A 20660-nucleotide genomic window follows, 5' to 3' on the forward strand; every position below is an offset into this window, starting at 1 on the left:
GATCGGGGACGATCAGGCTTCTACGATTGCCAGAATGTCGCTCTCAGACATGATCAACACTTCTTCATTGTCGATCTTCTCCGCTTTAACGCCGTAACCGTCGTTAAAGATGACGATGTCGCCAACTTTCACGTCCAGCGCTTTAACTTCACCGTTTTCCAGAATGCGACCATGGCCGACAGCCAGGATTTCGCCACGGGTAGATTTACCTGCAGCTGAGCCAGTCAGAACGATGCCGCCAGCGGATTTAGATTCTACTTCTTTACGCTTGACGATAACGCGGTCATGCAATGGACGAATTTTCATTGATAACTCTCCTGTGAGCGGGTCCATACTCTATTTTTTAGGGTTGAATGCCAGGCAAATGCCTGCCTGGCCTCGTGGTTTGTTTAATGGGGGCGATACCTTGCCCTTCAAGGGGAAGAACAGAAAAATTTTCGCTTTTTCTTTCGGTACTCTGGCCGCTAAAAATCAGCCTGCGTAGCGCTTCCCAACAATCTTTTAACAATCAAGGCCACAGAGATTAGCGATCGCGGTGCTCTGTGTCGTCATCTTTTTTTGGTGAAACCAGCCGCTCCTGCCTTTCATCCGTACGCTGAAACTCGCCGTCAAAGGTATTTCCTGTCGGCGCGCTGCTTCCCCAGTTCCCGCCGGAGCGGACAATGTTCAGGTGCGGCATCAGTTTTAACGTCAGGCGTTTCTGGATGGGCGGCAACAGCAGCAGCAATCCGAGGAAATCAGTAAAGAACCCCGGCACCAGCAGCAAGAATCCGGCAATCACCAGTGAAACACTTTTCACCATTTCAGCCGCAGGACTTTCACCGACAGCCAGTTTTTGTTGCAACTGCATGAAGGTTTTCATGCCCTGATTTTTCACCAGAGAAACACCTACGCAGGAAGTGAACACCACCAGCAATAACGTTGTGGCAACACCGACAACCGCAGCCACCTTGATAAATAAGGTGATTTCAATGTAGGCCAGCAGAAATAACAGTAATAACGGTAACCAGCGCACCGCATTCTCCTTGTAATTAGGCTCCGAAACTCTGTCGCCAAACGCTGTCACAGAGGCAATCGAAACCAGGAATAAGTGCCTGCTCAGGTTCTTTACTTTCAAAGAAATGCAGGCTGACTACACTGAGATGGTGCTACGTCACGGTGATTTCAAGCGTCAGGCCTGATTTAATTGAGCCACTGAATGAATTGTGAGAATTCTCACAGATACTAAAAACATGCACAGTCATAGGGCAGGATAGTGATCTTAGTACGTGCAATTCGCCTGAAGCAGCATATGATCGCCTTCGTTGCCGAAACAACGGTCGATCGTTTTAAATTTACCACGGCAAGTAACATAATTTTAAACATCGCATAACTCGTTTAGTACCGAAGAGAAGGTTCTCATGTCAAACACCATTCGTATCGAGGAAGACCTGCTGGGCACGCGCGAAGTACCGGCAGAAGCTTATTACGGCATTCATACCCTGCGGGCGATTGAAAACTTCTATATCAGCAACACCAAGATCAGCGATGTCCCTGAGTTTGTTCGTGGCATGGTAATGGTGAAAAAAGCAGCGGCCCTGGCCAACAAAGAACTGCGCACCATCCCGCGCCATATTGCGGATATCATTATTCAGGCGTGCGACGAAGTGCTTGATAAAGGTAAGTGCATGGACCAGTTCCCTATCGACGTCTATCAGGGCGGCGCGGGAACCTCGGTAAATATGAACACGAATGAAGTGCTGGCGAACATCGGTCTGGAACTGATGGGGCACCAGAAAGGCGATTACCAGTTCCTGAATCCAAACGATCACCTGAACAAATGTCAGTCCACCAATGACGCCTATCCGACCGGTTTCCGTATCGCCGTGTACACCTCTTTGCTGAAACTGGTAGATGCGATTTCCCAGCTGGGTGACGGTTTCGAGCGTAAAGCGGTAGAGTTCGAAAACATCATCAAAATGGGACGCACGCAGTTGCAGGATGCGGTTCCGATGACACTCGGTCAGGAATTCCACGCATTTAACGTGCTGCTCAAAGAAGAAACCCGCAACCTGATGCGCACCGGCGAGTTACTGCTGGAAGTGAACCTCGGCGCGACGGCGATCGGTACTCGTCTGAACACACCGGAAGGTTATCAGCAGTTGGCGGTAGAGAAACTGGCGGAAGTCAGCAATCTGGCCTGCGTACCGGCAGAAGATCTGATCGAAGCGACGTCCGACTGTGGCGCATACGTGATGGTTCACAGCTCGCTGAAACGTCTGGCGGTGAAGCTTTCTAAAATCTGTAATGACCTGCGCCTGCTCTCTTCCGGCCCGCGCGCTGGTCTGAACGAAATCAATCTGCCGGAATTGCAGGCGGGTTCTTCAATCATGCCAGCCAAAGTTAACCCGGTTATCCCGGAAGTGGTGAACCAGGTGTGCTTCAAAGTCATCGGTAACGACGTGTGCGTGACCATGGCGGCTGAAGCCGGTCAGTTACAGCTGAACGTGATGGAACCGGTGATTGGTCAGGCAATGTTTGAGTCAGTGCATATCCTGACTAACGCCTGCTACAACTTGCTGGAAAAATGCATCAACGGCATTACGGCCAACAAAGAAGTGTGCGAGTTCTACGTCTTTAACTCTATTGGTATCGTCACTTATCTCAACCCGTTCATCGGCCACCACAATGGCGATATCGTCGGGAAAATTTGTGCGGAAACCGGTAAGAGCGTCAGAGAAGTGGTGCTTGAGCGCGGACTTCTGACAGAAGCCGAACTGGACGACATTTTCTCTATCGAGAACCTGAAGCATCCGGCCTACAAAGCGAAACGCTATACTGATGAAAATGAACAGTAACAGATTAAATCACTGACCTTTTAAAGGCTCGTTGTTCTGCGGAATAACGGGCCTTTTTACTTTTTGCGACACAACAAATACATAACAATTAATTATCAATTCCTTATTAATTATCAATCCCTTAAGGAGCATCAGGATTATGGACGGACAACCATGCTAATCATCGAACTTGTTATTGTACTGGCAGCGATTTTCCTCGGCGCGCGTCTGGGCGGTATCGGCATCGGCTTTGCCGGCGGGCTGGGCGTACTGGTGCTGGCGCTGGTCGGCGTCAAACCGGGCACTATTCCTTTTGATGTTATCTCCATCATCATGGCGGTGATCGCCGCTATCTCGACCATGCAGGTCGCGGGCGGGATGGATTATCTGGTGCAGCAAACCGAAAAGCTGCTGCGCCGCAATCCCAAGCACATTACTATCCTCGCGCCGATTGTGACTTATTTCCTGACGATCATGGCCGGTACCGGCAACATCTCGCTTTCCGCTCTGCCGGTGATTTCAGAGGTGGCAAAAGAACAGGGAATCAAACCCTGCCGCCCGCTTTCAACCGCCGTGGTCGCGGCACAAATTGCGATTACCGCGTCTCCTATTTCTGCGGCCGTCGTTTATATGGCGTCAACGATGGAAGATCACGGAGTAAGTTATCTGCATCTGCTGATGGTCATGATCCCCTCGACGCTGGCGGCGGTCATCGTGATGTCGCTGATTGTCAGCTGGTGTTTTGACTCCAAACTTTCCAACGATCCGGTTTATCTGAAACGTTATGAAGAAGGGCTGATTGAGCTGCGTGGCGATAAAGTCATGGAAATCAAACCTGGCGCAAAATTCTCGGTATTGCTATTCCTGCTCGGTGTTATGGGCGTGGTCGGATACGCGGTGATAAACAGTCCGAGCCTAGGCTGGGTCGCACAACCGGTGATGACCACCAACAGCGCCATTCTGATTATCATGCTCAGCGTCGCCACGCTTATTACGTTGTTATGCAGCATTGATACTGACGCTATTCTCACCTCCAGCACGTTTAAATCAGGTATGAGTGCCTGTATTTGTATCCTCGGCGTGGCCTGGCTGGGTGACACTTTTGTACAAGCCAATCTCGGCTGGATCAAAGAAACGGCGGGCTCACTTATTCAGGCGCATCCGTGGCTGCTGGCGCTGATTTTCTTCTTCAGCTCTGCGCTGTTGTATTCGCAGGCGGCGACCACCAAAGCGCTGTTACCGATGGCACTGGCGCTGAGCGTTTCGCCACTGACCGCAGTGGGCTCTTTTGCCGCTGTTTCTGGTTTATTCATTCTGCCGACGTATCCGACATTGGTCGCCGCCGTACAGATGGATGACACCGGCACCACGCGCATCGGACGGTTCGTGTTCAATCATCCGTTCTTTATTCCGGGCACCATCGGCGTGTTCCTGTCGGTGCTTTTCGGATTTGGTCTGGGTAGTATTATTCTCTGACAGTTTTTCCGGGGGCTCCGGCCCCCGTTATTTCTGCATTTTCCTTTCGCCAGACCACGTTCAGCACCGGCGGGGCTTTCTGCTCACCGATTGTGCGGGGTATACTCACATTTCATTAACGCGCTGCGGCATGAAGCCGTCCGCATCTTCTGTCGAATCACTCAGTGGCTGAACTCCCGCCGCGACAAAGAGAATTTTACTCCGCATGGATCACCGCATTCTTCGAATTTTCTTCCTGCTTTGCAGCCTGTGTTTACTGCCGCTGCACGCTGATGCTTCGCTATTTGGAAAACCTGCGGCATCGCAGTTTGTGCCCGTCGATCAGGCTTTCAGTTTTGATTTCCAGCAGAAAGGTCATGACCTCAAACTCAGCTGGCAAATCCGCGACGGCTATTATCTTTACCGCAGCAAAATTGAGCTGGAACCGAAGAATGCACAGCTCGCGGCATTCCTTTTGCCGAAGGGACGCGATCATCACGACGAGTTTTTCGGTAACAGCGAAGTTTATGAAAATGCGCTAAATATTGTGATTCCGATACGTCAGGCCAGCGCCGATGCGACCGTCCGGGTTACTTATCAGGGATGTGCCGCCGCAGGATTCTGCTATCCGCCTGAAACCCGCGAAGTACCGCTGAGTGCCGTGACTGAACCGGCGAGTATCAGCACGCCAGCAACACAGACCGCACCGGTTATCGCGACGCCTGAAACACATTCCCCCCCGTTGCCGTTCTCTCCGCTGTGGGCGTTGCTGATTGGCATCGGAATTGCCTTTACGCCCTGCGTATTGCCGATGTATCCGCTGATTTCCGGCATCATTCTCGGGCGCCAGCGCCCTCACAGCATGAAGCGTATTTTTCTGCTGGCTCTGGTTTACGTACAGGGTATGGCGCTGACTTACACGCTGCTCGGTATGATTGTCGCCGCAGCAGGCCTGCAGTTTCAGGCGGCGCTGCAAAGTCCGTGGGTGCTGATCGTTCTTTCGGTGATGTTCATTGCACTTGCGCTATCGATGTTTGGCACGTTTAGCCTTCAACTACCTTCTTCGATGCAGACCCGTCTGGCCTTGTGGAGCAATGAACAAAAAGGCGGTTCACTGCCGGGCGTCTTTATTATGGGCGCGCTGGCCGGACTGATTTGTTCGCCCTGCACCACCGCGCCGCTCAGCGCGATCCTGTTGTATATCGCCCAGAGTGACAATCTGCTGGCGGGTGCCGGAACACTGTATCTTTACGCTTTAGGAATGGGCATTCCGCTGATTATCGTCACAATGTTTGGCAACAAACTGCTGCCACGCAGCGGGCCGTGGATGCAGTACGTCAAAGAGGGTTTTGGCTTTGTGATACTGGCGCTGCCGGTTTTTCTGCTCGAACGTGTGACTGGCGATATCTGGGGACTGCGCTTGTGGAGTCTGCTCGGCGTTGCTTTCTTCGGCTGGGCGCTGGCACTGAGCCTGAAAAGCCAGCGAGGGTTGGTGCGGGTGTTGCAGTTAGTCTTCCTTGCTGCAGCACTGATTGTCAGCCGTCCGTTGCAGGACTGGGCATTTACGCCAGCTGGGAACGCGAGTGCGCCGCAGCACGTGCTGAATTTCCAGAAAATTCATAATGTCGATGAGCTGAACGCCGCCCTGCAAGGCGCACAAGGCAAACGCATAATGCTGGATCTGTACGCCGACTGGTGCGTGGCGTGTAAAGAGTTCGAAAAATATACCTTCTCTGCGCCAGAAGTGCAGAATGAACTGGCCAATACGTTGCTGCTACAGGCTGATGTCACCCAAAACTCGCCGGAGCAGAAAGCATTATTAGAACGGCTGAAGGTGCTGGGCCTGCCGACAATTTTGTTCTTCGGGCCAGATGGGCATGAGTTGCCGCAGTCGCGGGTAACCGGGTTTATGGATGCGCAGGAATTCAGCGCACATTTGCAGAAAACCCGCCCTTAAACGACACTACCTTTTGAAGTACGCGAATTGTGAGGAGGCAAACGTGCTACGTGAACAAGTTCTCGATAAAACCCTTAATCTCTTGGAACAACGTGGCCTTGCAACACTGTCACTGGAAACTGTCGCCGAACTGGTGGATATTCCGCTTAACGAATTACGGCGTTTCTGGCCGGATGCCGAAGCTCTGCTTTATGACAGCCTGCGTTATCATGGCGAGCAGATTGATATCTGGCGCCGTCAGCTGATGCTCGATGAATCTCTTTCTGCGCCGCAAAAATTGCTGGCGCGGTACAAAGTGCTGGATGAGCAGGTGCGCCAGCAACGCTATCCGGGCTGCCTGTTTATCGCTGCCTGTACGTTTTTCCCTGACAGCGATATGCCGATTCATCAGCTGGCACAGCAGCAGAAAATGGCATCCTACGACTACACGCTGTCGCTTTTGCAGGAAATGGGGTCGGATGACGCGGAAATGGTCGCCCAGCAGATGGAACTGATCCTGGAAGGCTGCCTGAGTAAATTGCTGGTTAAGCGCCAGCTGAACGATGTTGAAGTCGCCCGCCGTCTGGCAGAGGATGTTTTGAACGTAGCCCGTTGCCGGGAACATGGCGCACTTTCCTGACCTCTCCGGTCTTCAGACCAGTGGATTTCTCGTTTTTGAATGAAAAGGCAGCAAACAAACGCGTTTTATGTGTTTTAGATGACAAAGCCGTTGACGGCACATGCCCAATACGGTTTAATGCGCCCCGTTGCCCGGATAGCTCAGTCGGTAGAGCAAGGGATTGAAAATCCCTGTGTCCTTGGTTCGATTCCGAGTCCGGGCACCATATTTAGAAGAACCCGCCTATGGCGGGTTTTTTGCTTTTTGCTATTCGGACTCTCCATCGAACTTCGTTCGATGACTCGCCTTAGCAGGCTCGCCCTTCGGGCCAACGGCAAAGCCGTTGTTCAAACGCCTGCGGCGTTAGTCCGAGTCCGGGCACCATATTTAGAAGAACCCGCCTATGGCGGGTTTTTTGCTTTCTGCGAAACGTCATCCTCAATACTCCCCTGTGCTTCTGTCAAATCCCCCACTATTATCCCTCTATAAACTCATATTAAACCTGCACTTGAGCTGATACATTGCAGGTTGAACATTGAGCAAATTTATAGGATATAAAGTGCCTTCGTCCACAACTTCGCTGCTAGCTTCTACGTTGAAAACCGGAGATACGATTGGTTTTTTCTCTGCGTCGTCACCCGCTACCGCAACGGCACCTGAGCGTTTTTCTCGTGGAAAGAAATTCCTCGAGGATAAAGGGTTTGTGCTGAAAGCAGGGTCACTGACGGGGCATTCTGATCATTACCGCTCAGGTTCTGTTGCTGCCAGAGCGGAAGAATTCAATCAGCTGATCCGCGACCCGCAGGTGCGCTGCGTGATGTCGACGATTGGCGGCAACAACAGCAACTCCCTTCTGCCTTATCTGGATTACGAGGCGCTGCGCGCCGATCCGAAAATCATTATCGGGTATTCCGACACGACAGCATTACTGGCCGGGATTTATGCACAAACCGGATTGATCACTTTTTACGGTCCGGCGCTTGTGGCCTCATTCGGCGAGTTTCCGCCGCTGGTTGATGAAACATGGGACTCTTTTGCCGACATCCTGATGACGCGCCACAGCGAGCCTTACCGTTATTCTCTTCCTGCACACTGGACTGACGAAAAGCTCAACTGGAATGATGTCACGCCAGTCAGAATGAAAAACATGTATGCCAACACCTGCCGTTTTCTCGGCAAGGGGAGCGTTGAAGGGCGTGTCATCGGCGGTAATCTGAATACGATGTCAGGCATCTGGGGCAGCCCTTATATGCCGGAAATCCGTCAGGGCGATATTTTATTTATCGAAGACAGCCTCAAGGACATCGCCACCGTTGAACGTTCATTCGCAATGCTGAAGCTCAACGGGATTTTCGACCGGGTGAGCGCCATTCTGCTCGGAAAACACGAACTGTTTGATAACGCTGGTACAGGCAGACAGCCGGTGGATGTTCTGCTGGAAGTTCTGAACGGGCAGGAAATCCCTCTGGTTGATGGCTTCGACTGTTGCCACACCCATCCGATGTTAACGCTCCCTCTGGGCACTGATATTATTGTCGACTTTGATCGCCAGCATATCGACATCACCGGCCAATACCTGCGCTGATACTCCGAAAATCACGTACTACTAAAATTCCGTACGTGATTTATATCCTTTCCATGTTTCATCCCCTGGTCATTTACATTTCAAGCAACTGCTCTGTAAACATTTACTACAGAAATCTGTTTTTAAAATAGAAGGGTTTATACTAACTGCCCTCTGTGAAGCAGTATATAAAGATAAAAGACCCGTAAAGCAGCACTGTACTAATTAACTGATGCAGCGGAAATGACCGAATATTCTATACAGGGAGGAGTGGAATGCCCATGGTTTATCTGATTGAAAATCAAATAGTGTTCAATCCGGAGGAAAACTCGCTTTCATTACTGAGTGATCATGAAAGTAAGATCGCCGTCTCAAATCCTGCGCGGAGAATATTATTATTGTTAATTGAACAACAAGGCGTTGTCGTCCAGCGTGAAACATTCTTTAAAAAAGTATGGGATGACTACGGCCTGAACGCTAGCAATAATAACCTCAACCATTGCATCAGCAAATTACGTAAAGTCGTCTCAACGCTGGGCTATCAGAATGATTTTATCGTTACTGTCCCAAAAGTCGGTTTTATCATCCGAAAGGAAATCGTTATCGAGGCCTGTGCCAATAAGATGGAAACTCAGGCGTCAGTAGAAAATAGTGATGAAATAGCCAATGAACCGGAGATTATTCTGACCGAAACCCCCTCTGATGAAATAATTAATCATTCGGTTGACCCGCAGCAAAATGCGACGGAACCCGAAACCCTGAAGCTAAAAAATCAGCATTATTTTATGATGAGCATGTTAGTCACAATGGCACTGACAGTTTGGGCATTTTTCATTTTTTACAATGATATGAGCGATCAGAAAGCCAATCTGGAAATTGCTAAAATCGGATCCTGTAGCTTGTATGCTACGGCACCTGTCTCCCAGTCGCACATGAGCCACTTTATTCAACTGGCAGAAGATCTTCTTCAAAAGAACAATATTTCATGTAAACCAGGAAATATTCTGATATTTCAAAGTGAGGTTTATTCTTCGCCAATTAACACCGGTTCAGCAAGGGAGTTTCTTGCACAATGCAGCATCGATGACAATCATAAAACCAGCATTTGCATAAGTTATTATATAAATGACAGGACCACGCATGATCAGTGATAGAAACTTTACCTGTCCGGGTAAGAAGACCCTTTTTTTCACGTTACTTCCTATCACTGCATTGCTGTTAGTCTTATATGGCATATTCCTGAGAAACGATAAACATGAGTTCCCGGTTAATACCCCCTGTCGTGGAAATATGATAGTAGAAGCACAATATGATCATCATAAAGCAAAAATGGTGGCGTCCTTGTACTTTGATTTTCTTGATAATCGGAAAATTTTAGTTTCACTCAGTGGAACTGCATATTTATACGATCAGGAAGGGAAACAGATAAACAGAAAAACGTTGCTGAGGAATATCTATTATGACTATGTGCAGGAGAGCAAAATGACCGATACCTATTCAATGACCAGTAGCCAGATAAACATCGATAGCATTGACAATATGGACTGGGGTATTTCGTCTCTTTTACTGATAAACAGTTTTTTTCTGGCCGGGCATACCGATACGATGGTGTTGAAGAAATACGACAACAACACCATGCTGATAGAAAATAATCAGTCTCCATTTGCTTTATGTGTTTTCAAAAAAACTTTTTAAAAACAGCAGAATGGATGCAGACCGCTTATTTATAGTAGAGATACAAGTGATAACCGCAAGCTTGTGCATAACGAGACAAAGTACTAAAGCTTGCCTGAGCTGGCCGTTTCTCGAGCCGGGTGATTGCCGGTGGCGTGATCCCGAGCCGTCTGGCCAGTTCAGTTTTACTCAATCCGGCATCCTCACGCAGGGTTTGCAACAGGGCGTGAATGTGCGTTTCTGCGATAAGTTCCGGTGCCTGTGCTGAGTAAACGGGTTCCTCCAGCGCCTGAGCCCGCAATTTTGCCGTTCTTAGCATATCGTTCTCCCTTATCTTTGCGGTCAGTAATAGTTAATTTTGACAATCACCGACGCATCAAACTTCCCGAGAGAAAGTGATTTTCCCGGGATAGCACTCAGTTTTGCAGTGAAGTTTTTGGTGACCTCATTCACGTTGTTCAGCTCAGCAAAATCATCGTACCGGTTGAATGTAATGGCCTGCTGCTGGTCGTTGTAGAGCATCAGCTTGGCACCGTTAGAAAGGTCTATCGCCGTGCTGTCCAGCAGCGGGCTGGCCGTTGAAAATTCAGCCTGAAGCGAGAAATTATCCAGGCATCCTTGCTTCACAGCTTTGATGGCAAACGGCAGAGAAATACCCGACGACCGCGAAAGTGTCGTACTTTGAATGACGCCAAAATCCACAATCTGCGATTCCGGATACACTTTCAGGTCAGATCCACAGGCCAGAAAACGGATCCCCTGCAAGCCCGAAAGGTTATATTTGAGGTTTTTAGCGCTAGGAGATTTGTTAATCCCCTTGCTGCCGTCAAGCTGGAAAACGGTGAACTGGTCGGCCCCCTGGTAATGCCCGCTGGAAGGCGCATTTCCACTGACTTTGATGTAAAGGCGAAACGTCACATTGACCGTCACGTTCTGGCCTTTTTTGATAGGCGCACTGTTGGTACTCAGTCTCTGTTCGTTTTGCTCCAGATCCTGCCCGTTGTAGCTGACGCCCAGCAATAACCCTTCACCTATCGACTGAGATTTAGGGTTAAAGTAGAAATGCACAACGTCGATAATCGAGCCTAAAACATTGTCGCAGTAAGCGGTGACGTTGATGTCGTTCGATTCCCAGATTTTGGTTCCGACCGGGACATTCGCCGGAATAGCCAGCTGCCCGACCGGTATCGCCGGTTTATCCACGATACCGGTGCCTTTCTCCACACAATCGAGCGCCAGGGCGCTACGGGAGAACAAGAACAGCAAGATGATGATGGCTATCCGGCCAATGGAAAATCTGCAAATATCAGACATAACAATCCCTTTTGTTTTAGGTAAATCCGTTCAGTGACAGCTTCTCACGCGGTTGTTATCGCTTATCATCCTTGCGGACGAGCTGACATTTCACAGACGGGCAGTTGTACTGATTGACCTGTAAGCCGCCGTAGTCATCCATATAACCCAGGCTGTAACGGTCGCTGACGTACTGACTGCCGGTCAGCGATTCCGTAGCAAACGGCGCCAGCATCACACTGTCAAAACCCGACGCATTGCCTTTGTTGTCCTTTCCCAGATACCCGACAGTGATGTAAAAAGGGGTCGGGTTCGTCAGCGTCAGACCGTCCCTGAGTCGCGTAACCTGTAGCTGTTCCTGCCAGTTGTCTTTCAACAATTTCCTCAGTTCTGCCGGGCGAAAAAACAGCTTCACGCGGCTTTGGATCGCCACCTGCATCACGTTGGCCATATCACTTTTTGGCGGCACTTCGCGCACGTTGAAATAGAACAGCGACTCACGATCTTTTGGTAAACCGGCGGTTTCCGGTAATTGCAGGATACGAATCTGGCTTTTCTGGCCAGCATCAATACGCTGCATCGGCGGCAATGCCACCAGCGGCGAAGAGATTTTTTCGCCCTGTGCATTCTCCAGCCAGACCTGCGCAAGATAAGGCAGCTCCTTGCTCTGGTTTTCCAGCATGACGCTGACGGATTTATCGCTGGCGTTGTAAATGATGCGCGTTCGGTCAAGGTTGACCGCGGCTAAAGCCGGATAATATGATCCGGTCAGCATCAGTACGGCAGCACAACGTAAAATCAATTTTTTCATCAGGTTATTCCCTTACTTATGCGGTCTCTTCAGACCGTTTTTCATCGTTAACTGCACGGCAGCAATACCTGTCCTGAAGAGGTTTCAGGCTGCGGCGGTACCTGAATCTGGCATTGCTGGTTGTCTCCCCAGCGGACGGTCAGAGTCTTTTCGCCTGACACCCCAGCCAGATAAGCCAGACCACCGTCACCGATTAAACCGGCTTCAAAACCGGAACTGTTGTCGGTGACGGAAGCCCCCAGGGGTGGATGGCTGCCATCCGCCAGACGGATCACCGCCATCAGACGCTCACCTTTAATCGCGCGGATTTTGCGAAAACCTATTGCGCCTTCGGTCAGGGTTTTACTGACCACCGAGCTGTACACTTCCACATCGTCCGGCAGATGGTTCACATCAACGCGGATATCAGAGGTCTGATAACTGGACACGCCATTCACCACCGCAATACCGTAATCGTTAGTTATGGACGCGCCGTCGCTTATCGGAATGCCTTTCACTCCGGTAGATAGCATCATGCGTGGCTCGCTGCCCGCACTGCTCTGATGCAGGGCCGCACCCGCTGCGGTGGCGGTAAACGAGCCGTACCAGTTCGCATTCACCGAACGGTAATCGTTATTTTTCACACTGCCGTTGGCGCCGAACTGTCCGTAGGGCGACATGTGCTGATAGTTCGCGCGGAAAACGCCGTTGCCTTTTTGCACATCCGGGCTGCTTCCGCCCGCGCCAACGCGCCAGGTATTGTTCGGATCCTGACTGTTGTAGTACGACGCAGTTTGCGAGAAGCCACTTTGCGAGTCCTGCTGCGCGTCGTAGCTGATTTGTTGTCCTGAGGAGAGCGGAAGGCTGAACGACAGGAACATCTGATTCTCATCGGTGCTGCGGTAATTCAGCTTGCTGGCCGAAAAGGTGGCGGACACGCCGGTGAAGCGCCCGATATCAAAAATTTTGCTGACGGAGACGCTGTAGTTGTTACTCGGATCTTCGTTCCAGTAGACCTTATGTGTCGCCGACAGATACAAGGTGATCGCCGGCCAGGGCAGATACTGATTGGCCGTCACGGTGTACGTTTGTTTATCGTCGCGGGAATAACCGTCGCCGTTCACCTTGTCGAGATACTGGTTAAAAGACATAAACGTCTTTTGTGAGAAGCGATAACCGGCGAAGGTAATCTGACTGCCGGTCGAATCGAAACGCTTGGAGTAGTTGGCGCGATAGCTGAAGCCGGTTTGTTTACCCGCGTCGGGCACAGTCGCGGATGAGCGCGTCACGTCAAAAGACACTGCCCCAAGTTTTTGCAGGTTTTGCCCCGCGCCCAGCGCCTGCGCCTGATAGTTTCCCGTCGTCGCAATCAGGCCGCCGTAAAGCGAGAAGTCATTAAGTGCGCCCCAGGACATTTCCCCGCTGTAAAAACCCGGCTGTAAAACACGGTTGCTGCTGCCGGTAGTCGGTTTCCCCATGGCTGTTTTAAAACGCACCTGGCCTTTACGTGTCAGAAAGGGAATGGTGGCCGTCGTCACCTGATAGGTCGTGACGCTGCCATTTTCCTCTTCAATTTTGACGTCCAGCGCGCCCTGCACCGCTTCGGTCAGGTCCTGAACCACGAATGGCCCCGGTGAAACGTTGGTCTGGTAAATCACCCGACCGTTCTGGCTGATGCTCACTTTGGCGTTGGTTTTGGCGATCCCGGTGACCTGCGGCGCATAACCTCTCAACGACGGCGGTAACATGCGCTGGTCGCTGTTAAGAGACGCACCAAGAAAGCGGAATGAATCGAAAATGTCAGAACTCAGGTAAGTCTGTCCCCCGGTCAGGCGTGCGCCGAGAGAGGGTAATGCGCGATAAACATATTTCTGCGTCCAGGTGAAATTATCGCTGGCAGGCGAACCTGACGTGCGCGAAGAGGAATACTGGTAATCCGCGCGGGCGCGCCATGCCCCGAGATTGAAACCCGTGGTACCGTAGCTGCTGAAGCTGGTGGATGTATCTCCCTGTTGCGGCATATAACGGCTGCCCAGCAGGTTATAGTCGAGCAAAACGCCGTTTACGCCTTCATCCCATTGGGAAGGCGGCACCCAGTTTTGATCGTGGAACGTCAGCCAGGCCTGCGGAATACTGATATTCAGTGTTTGCCTTTCCTGATCGTAACGGGCAGTCACTTCCGGCAGTTTATCCAGAGACGTACATTGGTCATGATGCCACAGGGTTATTTTTTCCCGTGCGGCTTTAGTCAGATCGAATTTGTCCACCAGTGAAGGCGGTAAACATAACCGGCTATTTTTATTATCATCGACCGGAATATATTGAATGACACTCTGATCACCTAAGGTGCGGCCATTAAGCATTACATCCAGCAGATATTCGCCGGGTGCGATGTAATTGGCGACCTGAAAACGCGACAAATCGACGTTATTGCGATCGGCAGAATCAATAAAGTTAACGTTAAACTCTACCGCCAGGCTTCTGATTGAAATTAAGCATCCCGACAAAAGGAAAATAAGCCACAAGCCCGTTCCTTTCCTTGTCGATGTTCCATCCATCGCAAACAACATAATAAAATCACTTTTTGCTTTTATAGATCAAACATAAACCCCTGGCGCAGGTGCACCTGGAAAATAAAGGGGAGATAACTCCCCTAAATAATAACAATGCTTATTTATAATTCAGGGCGTACGTTGCCTGCGAAACGATAGTACCGGTCGAAACGGGCTGCGTGTTGGCTTCAACGCGCGCAGCAAATACCAGCTCATTGTTGCCAGTAACAAGATTAATATCTTTAGAGGTATCACCGACTTTCAGCAAGTCGCCGTTCGCATCAATCAGACGAATGCCAGCGCCCTTAGCACTGCCGGTGTTCGCCAGCAATTCAGTCGCACTGCTGTCAGGTGTACCGGCAAAAGAAACGGCCACTTTAGACATCGCCGGATATTCGACGGTGCCCGCAGTTTGCGCAGTCAGGTCGCAGCCTTGCAGGTGAATGGTGTAGTTAACGTTTTGAGAATATTTATTGCCGCTTTCCAGCACCTTATTCGCTACCTGGCCCATATTCACATTAATGTCCTCATCCCCTGGAGCAATAGAGCAAGGCGCATTAATAACGGTTCCGGTGAAATGAATACGACCAGAGCCCTGATCGGTTCCTGTCGGCGGTGTAGTGACATCGTCTGCGAAAGCTGAGGCAGAAATAAGTGCAGATAAAGCAATAACCAGTGTCTTGTTCTTGGCGTTAAACATAGTAAGTCCTTGAGATTGTAACGGTAGCTATTAAGCGTAAAGCCGCTGTTAAGCGATATTATTCGCTGTACCGAAGAGAGCACCCCTCTCTTGCCAGATCAATATACTGATATTTTTAATTTAACGTTATAATAATTTGCTTAATGCAAATATTAAGAGTTTTACGCTCGGATTAATCTTTAAACATGGCCATTATGAAAGGAAATTAACTTATAGGTTAAGATAAATGATATTAAATGTTCTGCAACGAATAATAACTTTCGCATTAGATGAGGTGAGTTAAGCTTTATTTAACTAATTTATTACATTTTTAATCATAAATTTTCACCAACAGACACTTTTCCTTTCTCCCGGATTCATTTTATTTCTGTGGTCTGCTCCGCAGTGACCTTGCGCATATCTTGCTGTTTTTACTCTGCTTGCGTGATCTGACCCCCAAAAACCAAACAAAGCCAAACCGCTAACTACACTTAACCTTTGATTGACATATCATTAACAAATCAAAGGAGAAAAACCATGAGCCATGTTTACAAGCATCCTATTCCTGCCTCTGTGGCAGAACGTACCCTGATCACACCTGAGAAATATCAGCAGTTTTATCAACAGTCTGTAGAAGACCCTGATGCATTCTGGGCCGAGCAGGCGAAAGTGTTGGACTGGATCAAACCTTTCACAAAAGTGAAGAACACGTCATTCGCGCCGGGAAATATCGATATCCGCTGGTTTGAGGATGGCACGCTCAATCTGGCTGAGAACTGTCTGGATCGTCATTTAGCAGAGAAAGGCGATCAGACAGCGTTGATATGGGAAGGTGATGACCCTAAAGCTGAAAATAAGCACGTCACCTATAAACAGCTTCATCATGACGTCTGTCAGTTCGCAAATGTACTGAAAGGATTGGGCGTTAAAAAAGGGGACGTTGTTGCTATTTATATGCCGATGGTGCCGGAAGCTGCGGTGGCCATGCTGGCCTGCGCGCGTATTGGTGCCGTGCATTCCGTTATCTTTGCCGGTTTCTCACCGGAAGCCGTCGCTGGCCGTATTATCGACTCCAGCGCCAAAGTGGTTATCACCGCTGATGAAGGGTTGCGCGCGGGGCGAACTATTCCGCTGAAGCAGAATGTGGATGATGCCCTGAAAAATTCTTCAGTTACCAGCATTACGCATTCCATTATTTTCAAACGCACCGGCAAGCAGGGTGAGTGGAAAGAAGGTCGTGATATCTGGTGGCATGAGGCGATTGACGGCGTATCCGCTGATTGCCCGGCCGAAGAAATGAAAGCAGAAGATCCACTGTTCATCCTTTATACCTCCGGTTCTACTGGCAAGCCAAAAGGCGTGTTGCATACTACCGGCGGCTATCTGGTTTATGCCGCGCTCACGTTCAAATACACCTTTGATTATCATGACGGAGACATCTACTGGTGTACCGCCGACGTTGGCTGGGTAACGGGCCACAGCTATTTGCTTTACGGGCCGCTGGCCTGCGGCGCAATCAGCCTGATGTTTGAAGGTGTGCCAAATTATCCGACGCCTGCCCGTATGGCTCAGGTCATTGATAAGCACAAAGTGAATATTCTTTACACCGCGCCTACTGCTATACGTGCCCTGATGGCCGAGGGCGATAAAGCAATTGAAGGCACCAGCCGTGAATCACTGCGGATTATGGGTTCCGTGGGTGAACCGATTAACCCGGAAGCCTGGGAGTGGTACTACAAAACGATTGGCAATAGCCAATGCCCGATTGTCGACACCTGGTGGCAAACCGAAACCGGCGGTTTCATGATAACGCCATTGCCGGGTGCCACTGAGCTGAAAGCCGGCTCAGCAACAAGACCCTTCTTTGGGGTTCAGCCTGCACTGGTAGATAACGAAGGTGTCCCACAGGAAGGTGCTTGCGAGGGCAATCTGGTGATCACCGATTCATGGCCCGGACAGGCGCGTACGCTGTTTGGTGATCATGAGCGCTTCGAACAAACCTATTTCTCCACTTTCAAAAATATGTATTTCAGCGGAGACGGTGCCCGTCGTGATGAAGATGGCTATTACTGGATAACTGGCCGTGTGGATGACGTGCTGAATATCTCCGGCCATCGCCTGGGAACAGCCGAAATTGAATCGGCGTTAGTTTCGCACCCTAAAATTGCCGAAGCAGCTGTTGTGGGCATTCCGCATAACATCAAAGGTCAGGCTATTTACGCCTATATCACTCTCAATCACGGCGAAGAACCGACACCGGAACTCTATACCGAAGTACGCAACTGGGTGCGTAAAGAGATAGGGTCCATCGCCACACCGGACGTTCTTCACTGGACTGATTCATTACCTAAAACCCGCTCTGGCAAAATCATGCGCCGTATCCTGCGCAAAATTGCTGCCGGTGACACCAGTAATCTGGGAGATACCTCTACGCTGGCGGATCCGGGTGTAGTCGACAAATTGTTGGAAGAAAAACAATCAATGAAAGTGCCGTCGTAATTTTCACCGCCCTGGCGCGGTGAACTCTATCAATGCCTCACAGGAGTCACTGAGATGAATGATCTCATTTATCAGAGAGTTGTAAATAATCCGCGCTTCAGGGAACTGGTGCAAAAACGCAGCCGTTTTGCCTGGTTACTTTCAGGTATCACGCTGGTTCTGTACGTTGCCTTTATCCTGCTCATTGCCTTCGATCCGCAGTGGCTGGGAACTCCGCTCTATGAAGGAGCCACGATTACCCGTGGGATTCCAGTTGGCGTGGGACTTATCGTTATCTCTTTCGTTCTGACCGGAATTTATGTCATTCGCGCGAATGGCGAATTTGACCGGCTCACTGCAGATATTATCCGCGAGGTGCAGCCATGAAGGCGCGTCGCGGCTCTCTCATTTTGCTGGCGTTATCTTTAGCTTTCCCGTTCAGCCTGTTTGCCGCCGAAGGGATCGCAGGAGAAGTCAAACGCCAGCCTCTTAATATTGAAGCGATTATAATGTTCGTGCTGTTTGTCGGTGCGACGTTATATATCACCTACTGGGCGGCAAAACGCACCCGCTCTCGTCAGGATTACTATACCGCGGGCGGACGCATTACCGGCCTGCAAAACGGTATGGCGATTGCTGGTGACTTTATGTCAGCAGCGTCTTTTCTGGGTATCTCTGCGTTGGTTTACACCTCCGGATACGATGGGCTGATCTACTCTATTGGATTCCTGATTGGCTGGCCGATTATTCTTTTCCTCATTGCCGAGCGTTTGCGAAACCTGGGGAAATATACCTTTGCCGATGTGGCGTCTTACCGTCTGAAGCAGAAACCGATCCGATTGCTTTCAGCCTGTGGTTCACTGGTAGTAGTCGCGTTATATCTGATTGCACAGATGGTTGGCGCGGGTAAGCTGATCCAGCTGCTTTTTGGTCTTAACTACCATGTGGCTGTGATCTTAGTCGGTATCCTGATGGTGCTCTATGTGTTGTTTGGCGGGATGCTGGCGACAACGTGGGTGCAAATCATCAAAGCGATTCTGCTGCTGGCGGGTGCGACATTCATGGCGATTATGGTCATGAGGTCTGTCGGCTTCAACTTCAACACGCTCTTTACTCAGGCCGTCGCGGTACACTCTAAAGGGATTGCGATCATGAGTCCGGGAGGACTGGTTTCAGACCCGATATCCGCGTTGTCTCTGGGGCTTGCGCTAATGTTCGGTACTGCCGGTTTACCGCATATCCTGATGCGATTCTTCACGGTAAACGATGCAAAAGAAGCCCGCAAAAGCGTGTTTTATGCCACCGGTTTTATTGGTTACTTCTATATACTGACCTTCATTATCGGTTTCGGTGCTATCGTTCTTGTCAGTGCAAATCCTGCCTTTAAAGATGCCAGCGGTGTATTGCTTGGTGGCAATAATATGGCTGCAGTCCATCTGGCTGATGCGGTCGGAGGGAGCTTCTTCCTCGGTTTCATCTCTGCTGTCGCCTTCGCCACTATTCTTGCCGTTGTTGCAGGTCTGACACTAGCGGGCGCTTCGGCGGTATCTCACGACCTTTACGCCAGTGTCATCAAGGATGGCAAAGCGACTGAACGTGATGAACTGCGTGTTTCGAAAATAACGGTCATCATTTTAGGGATTGTGGCGATTGCTCTGGGTATTTTATTTGAAAAACAGAATATTGCGTTCATGGTCGGGTTGGCTTTCTCCATCGCTGCGAGCTGTAACTTCCCTATTATTCTGCTCTCAATGTACTGGTCAAAACTAACGACGCGCGGAGCAATGATTGGTGGCTGGCTGGGGTTACTTACGGCAGTCATACTCATGATCCTCGGGCCAACTATCTGGGTTCAGATTTTAGGTCATGGTAAACCGATTTACCCGTATGAATATCCGGCGTTATTCTCGATGATTGTCGCCTTCGTGGGCACCTGGTTCTTCTCGATTACAGATAACTCCCTTGAAGGACAGAAGGAAAGGGAACGTTTCTATCCTCAGTTTGTACGTTCACAAACAGGGATCGGGATCTCTCAAAGCTCTAATCATTGATTGTTCTGGTTTCAGAAACGCAAAAGGCCATCCCTGAGGATGGCCTTTTGTTTTGATATTCAGTCTATAATCGCAGATCTAATGAAAACACAAAAGACAAAAGCCCTGCACATTGTGCAGGGCTTTTGTCTTATTTGATGCCTGGCAGTTCCCTACTCTCGCATGGGGAGACCCCACACTACCATCGGCGCTACGGCGTTTCACTTCTGAGTTCGGCATGGGGTCAGGTGGGACCACCGCGCTAGTGCCGCCAGGCAAATTCTGTAATTTACCGAACTCAACGCTTATTACTGGTGCTGATACCCAGAGTCGAACTGGGGACCTCACCCTTACCAAGGGTGCGCTCTACCAACTGAGCCATATCAGCAAACTTATTCTTTTAACAGCTCGCTTGAAAGCAAGCTTTACTAATTTGATGCCTGGCAGTTCCCTACTCTCGCATGGGGAGACCCCACACTACCATCGGCGCTACGGCGTTTCACTTCTGAGTTCGGCATGGGGTCAGGTGGGACCACCGCGCTACTGCCGCCAGGCAAATTCTGTTTCATTCATACCGTATCCAGCATCTCTGCCTATACCATACGAACCAATCTCGGAACATTCAGCTGAAAATCAAATCACAGAGCCACTCTAAAACACCTTTGGTGTTGTAAGGTTAAGCCTCTCGGGTCATTAGTACTGGTTAGCTCAATGCATCGCTGCACTTACACACCCAGCCTATCAACGTCTTAGTCTTAAACGTCCCTTCAGGTG

At 50.0% G+C, this 20660-nt stretch carries 17 protein-coding genes, 2 tRNA genes and 3 rRNA genes; 11 read left to right on the top strand and 11 right to left on the bottom strand.

Annotated elements, in window-relative coordinates:
• Positions 1-12 precede the first annotated feature (12 nt).
• Positions 13-306, bottom strand: coding sequence for a co-chaperone GroES (locus J1784_RS16865; RefSeq protein WP_009636718.1), 294 nt, complete (start codon positions 304-306; stop codon positions 13-15).
• Between the two features lie 217 nt (positions 307-523).
• The gene (locus J1784_RS16870; RefSeq protein ID WP_217150185.1) at positions 524-1015 is read right to left on the bottom strand and encodes an FxsA family protein; all 492 of its coding nucleotides are present in this window, start codon (positions 1013-1015) and stop codon (positions 524-526) included.
• A gap of 385 nt (positions 1016-1400) precedes the next feature.
• On the opposite strand from J1784_RS16870, the gene aspA reads away from it, so the two are divergent.
• From aspA to J1784_RS16910, 8 genes are all read left to right on the top strand, one after another.
• On the top strand, positions 1401-2837 hold the full coding sequence (gene aspA / locus J1784_RS16875) for an aspartate ammonia-lyase (RefSeq protein ID WP_112289751.1): 1437 nt from the start codon (positions 1401-1403) through the stop codon (positions 2835-2837).
• Between the two features lie 153 nt (positions 2838-2990).
• Positions 2991-4292 carry an anaerobic C4-dicarboxylate transporter gene (locus J1784_RS16880; RefSeq protein ID WP_217150186.1) on the top strand — a complete coding sequence of 434 codons (1302 nt, stop codon included), beginning with the start codon at positions 2991-2993 and terminating at the stop codon, positions 4290-4292.
• Between the two features lie 205 nt (positions 4293-4497).
• On the top strand, positions 4498-6228 hold the full coding sequence (locus J1784_RS16885; RefSeq protein WP_217150187.1) for a protein-disulfide reductase DsbD: 1731 nt from the start codon (positions 4498-4500) through the stop codon (positions 6226-6228).
• Positions 6229-6271: 43 nt separating this feature from the next.
• Positions 6272-6847, top strand: coding sequence for a division control transcriptional repressor DicD (dicD, locus tag J1784_RS16890; RefSeq protein ID WP_217150188.1), 576 nt, complete (start codon positions 6272-6274; stop codon positions 6845-6847).
• Positions 6848-6976: 129 nt separating this feature from the next.
• Positions 6977-7052 (top strand) — tRNA-Phe (locus tag J1784_RS16895).
• 333 nt (positions 7053-7385) lie between these two features.
• Positions 7386-8411 carry a S66 family peptidase gene (locus J1784_RS16900; RefSeq protein WP_217150189.1) on the top strand — a complete coding sequence of 342 codons (1026 nt, stop codon included), beginning with the start codon at positions 7386-7388 and terminating at the stop codon, positions 8409-8411.
• Between the two features lie 260 nt (positions 8412-8671).
• Positions 8672-9541 (top strand): winged helix-turn-helix domain-containing protein, encoded by an 870-nt coding sequence (locus tag J1784_RS16905; protein ID WP_238485559.1) that lies wholly within the window; start codon positions 8672-8674, stop codon positions 9539-9541.
• A complete protein-coding gene (locus J1784_RS16910; protein ID WP_217150191.1) occupies positions 9531-10085 on the top strand; it encodes a FidL-like protein in 555 nt (184 codons plus the stop codon). Before J1784_RS16905 ends, J1784_RS16910 begins: the two co-directional genes overlap by 11 nt.
• 25 nt (positions 10086-10110) lie before the next feature.
• On the opposite strand, the gene J1784_RS16915 is transcribed toward J1784_RS16910, so the two are convergent.
• The 5 genes from J1784_RS16915 to J1784_RS16935 all read right to left on the bottom strand — a co-directional run bounded on the left by J1784_RS16915 (position 10111) and on the right by J1784_RS16935 (position 15399).
• On the bottom strand, positions 10111-10383 hold the full coding sequence (locus J1784_RS16915) for a helix-turn-helix domain-containing protein (RefSeq protein ID WP_217150192.1): 273 nt from the start codon (positions 10381-10383) through the stop codon (positions 10111-10113).
• 23 nt (positions 10384-10406) lie between these two features.
• On the bottom strand, positions 10407-11378 hold the full coding sequence (locus J1784_RS16920; protein ID WP_217150193.1) for a fimbrial protein: 972 nt from the start codon (positions 11376-11378) through the stop codon (positions 10407-10409).
• 55 nt (positions 11379-11433) lie between these two features.
• Complete coding sequence (locus J1784_RS16925) at positions 11434-12168, bottom strand: fimbrial biogenesis chaperone (protein WP_217150194.1); 735 nt, start codon at positions 12166-12168, stop codon at positions 11434-11436.
• Between the two features lie 47 nt (positions 12169-12215).
• Positions 12216-14672, bottom strand: a complete 2457-nt coding sequence (locus J1784_RS16930; RefSeq protein WP_238485560.1) for a fimbria/pilus outer membrane usher protein — start codon at positions 14670-14672, stop codon at positions 12216-12218.
• 145 nt (positions 14673-14817) lie between these two features.
• On the bottom strand, positions 14818-15399 hold the full coding sequence (locus J1784_RS16935; RefSeq protein ID WP_217150196.1) for a fimbrial protein: 582 nt from the start codon (positions 15397-15399) through the stop codon (positions 14818-14820).
• Between the two features lie 516 nt (positions 15400-15915).
• Between J1784_RS16935 and acs the strand changes: the two genes are divergently transcribed.
• From acs to actP, 3 genes are read left to right on the top strand one after another with little or no spacing between them, the layout of a single operon-like run.
• A complete protein-coding gene (gene acs / locus J1784_RS16940) occupies positions 15916-17877 on the top strand; it encodes an acetate--CoA ligase (protein ID WP_217150197.1) in 1962 nt (653 codons plus the stop codon).
• A gap of 54 nt (positions 17878-17931) precedes the next feature.
• Positions 17932-18243 (top strand): DUF485 domain-containing protein, encoded by a 312-nt coding sequence (locus J1784_RS16945; protein WP_120509848.1) that lies wholly within the window; start codon positions 17932-17934, stop codon positions 18241-18243.
• Positions 18240-19907 carry a cation/acetate symporter ActP gene (gene actP, locus J1784_RS16950; RefSeq protein ID WP_217150198.1) on the top strand — a complete coding sequence of 556 codons (1668 nt, stop codon included), beginning with the start codon at positions 18240-18242 and terminating at the stop codon, positions 19905-19907. Before J1784_RS16945 ends, actP begins: the two co-directional genes overlap by 4 nt.
• Before the next feature lie 139 nt (positions 19908-20046).
• Here the strand turns inward: actP and rrf (J1784_RS16955) are convergent.
• From rrf (J1784_RS16955) to J1784_RS16970, 4 genes are all read right to left on the bottom strand, one after another.
• Positions 20047-20162, bottom strand: a 5S ribosomal RNA gene (gene rrf / locus J1784_RS16955).
• 36 nt (positions 20163-20198) lie between these two features.
• Positions 20199-20274: transfer RNA gene (locus J1784_RS16960), tRNA-Thr, on the bottom strand.
• A 50-nt stretch (positions 20275-20324) separates the two neighbouring features.
• Positions 20325-20440, bottom strand: a 5S ribosomal RNA gene (gene rrf / locus J1784_RS16965).
• Positions 20441-20558: 118 nt separating this feature from the next.
• A 23S ribosomal RNA gene (locus J1784_RS16970) occupies positions 20559-20660 on the bottom strand; the annotation flags it as partial.

Origin of the sequence: Rahnella ecdela (genome assembly GCF_019049625.1) — a bacterium.
Taxonomy (GTDB): domain Bacteria; phylum Pseudomonadota; class Gammaproteobacteria; order Enterobacterales; family Enterobacteriaceae; genus Rahnella; species Rahnella ecdela.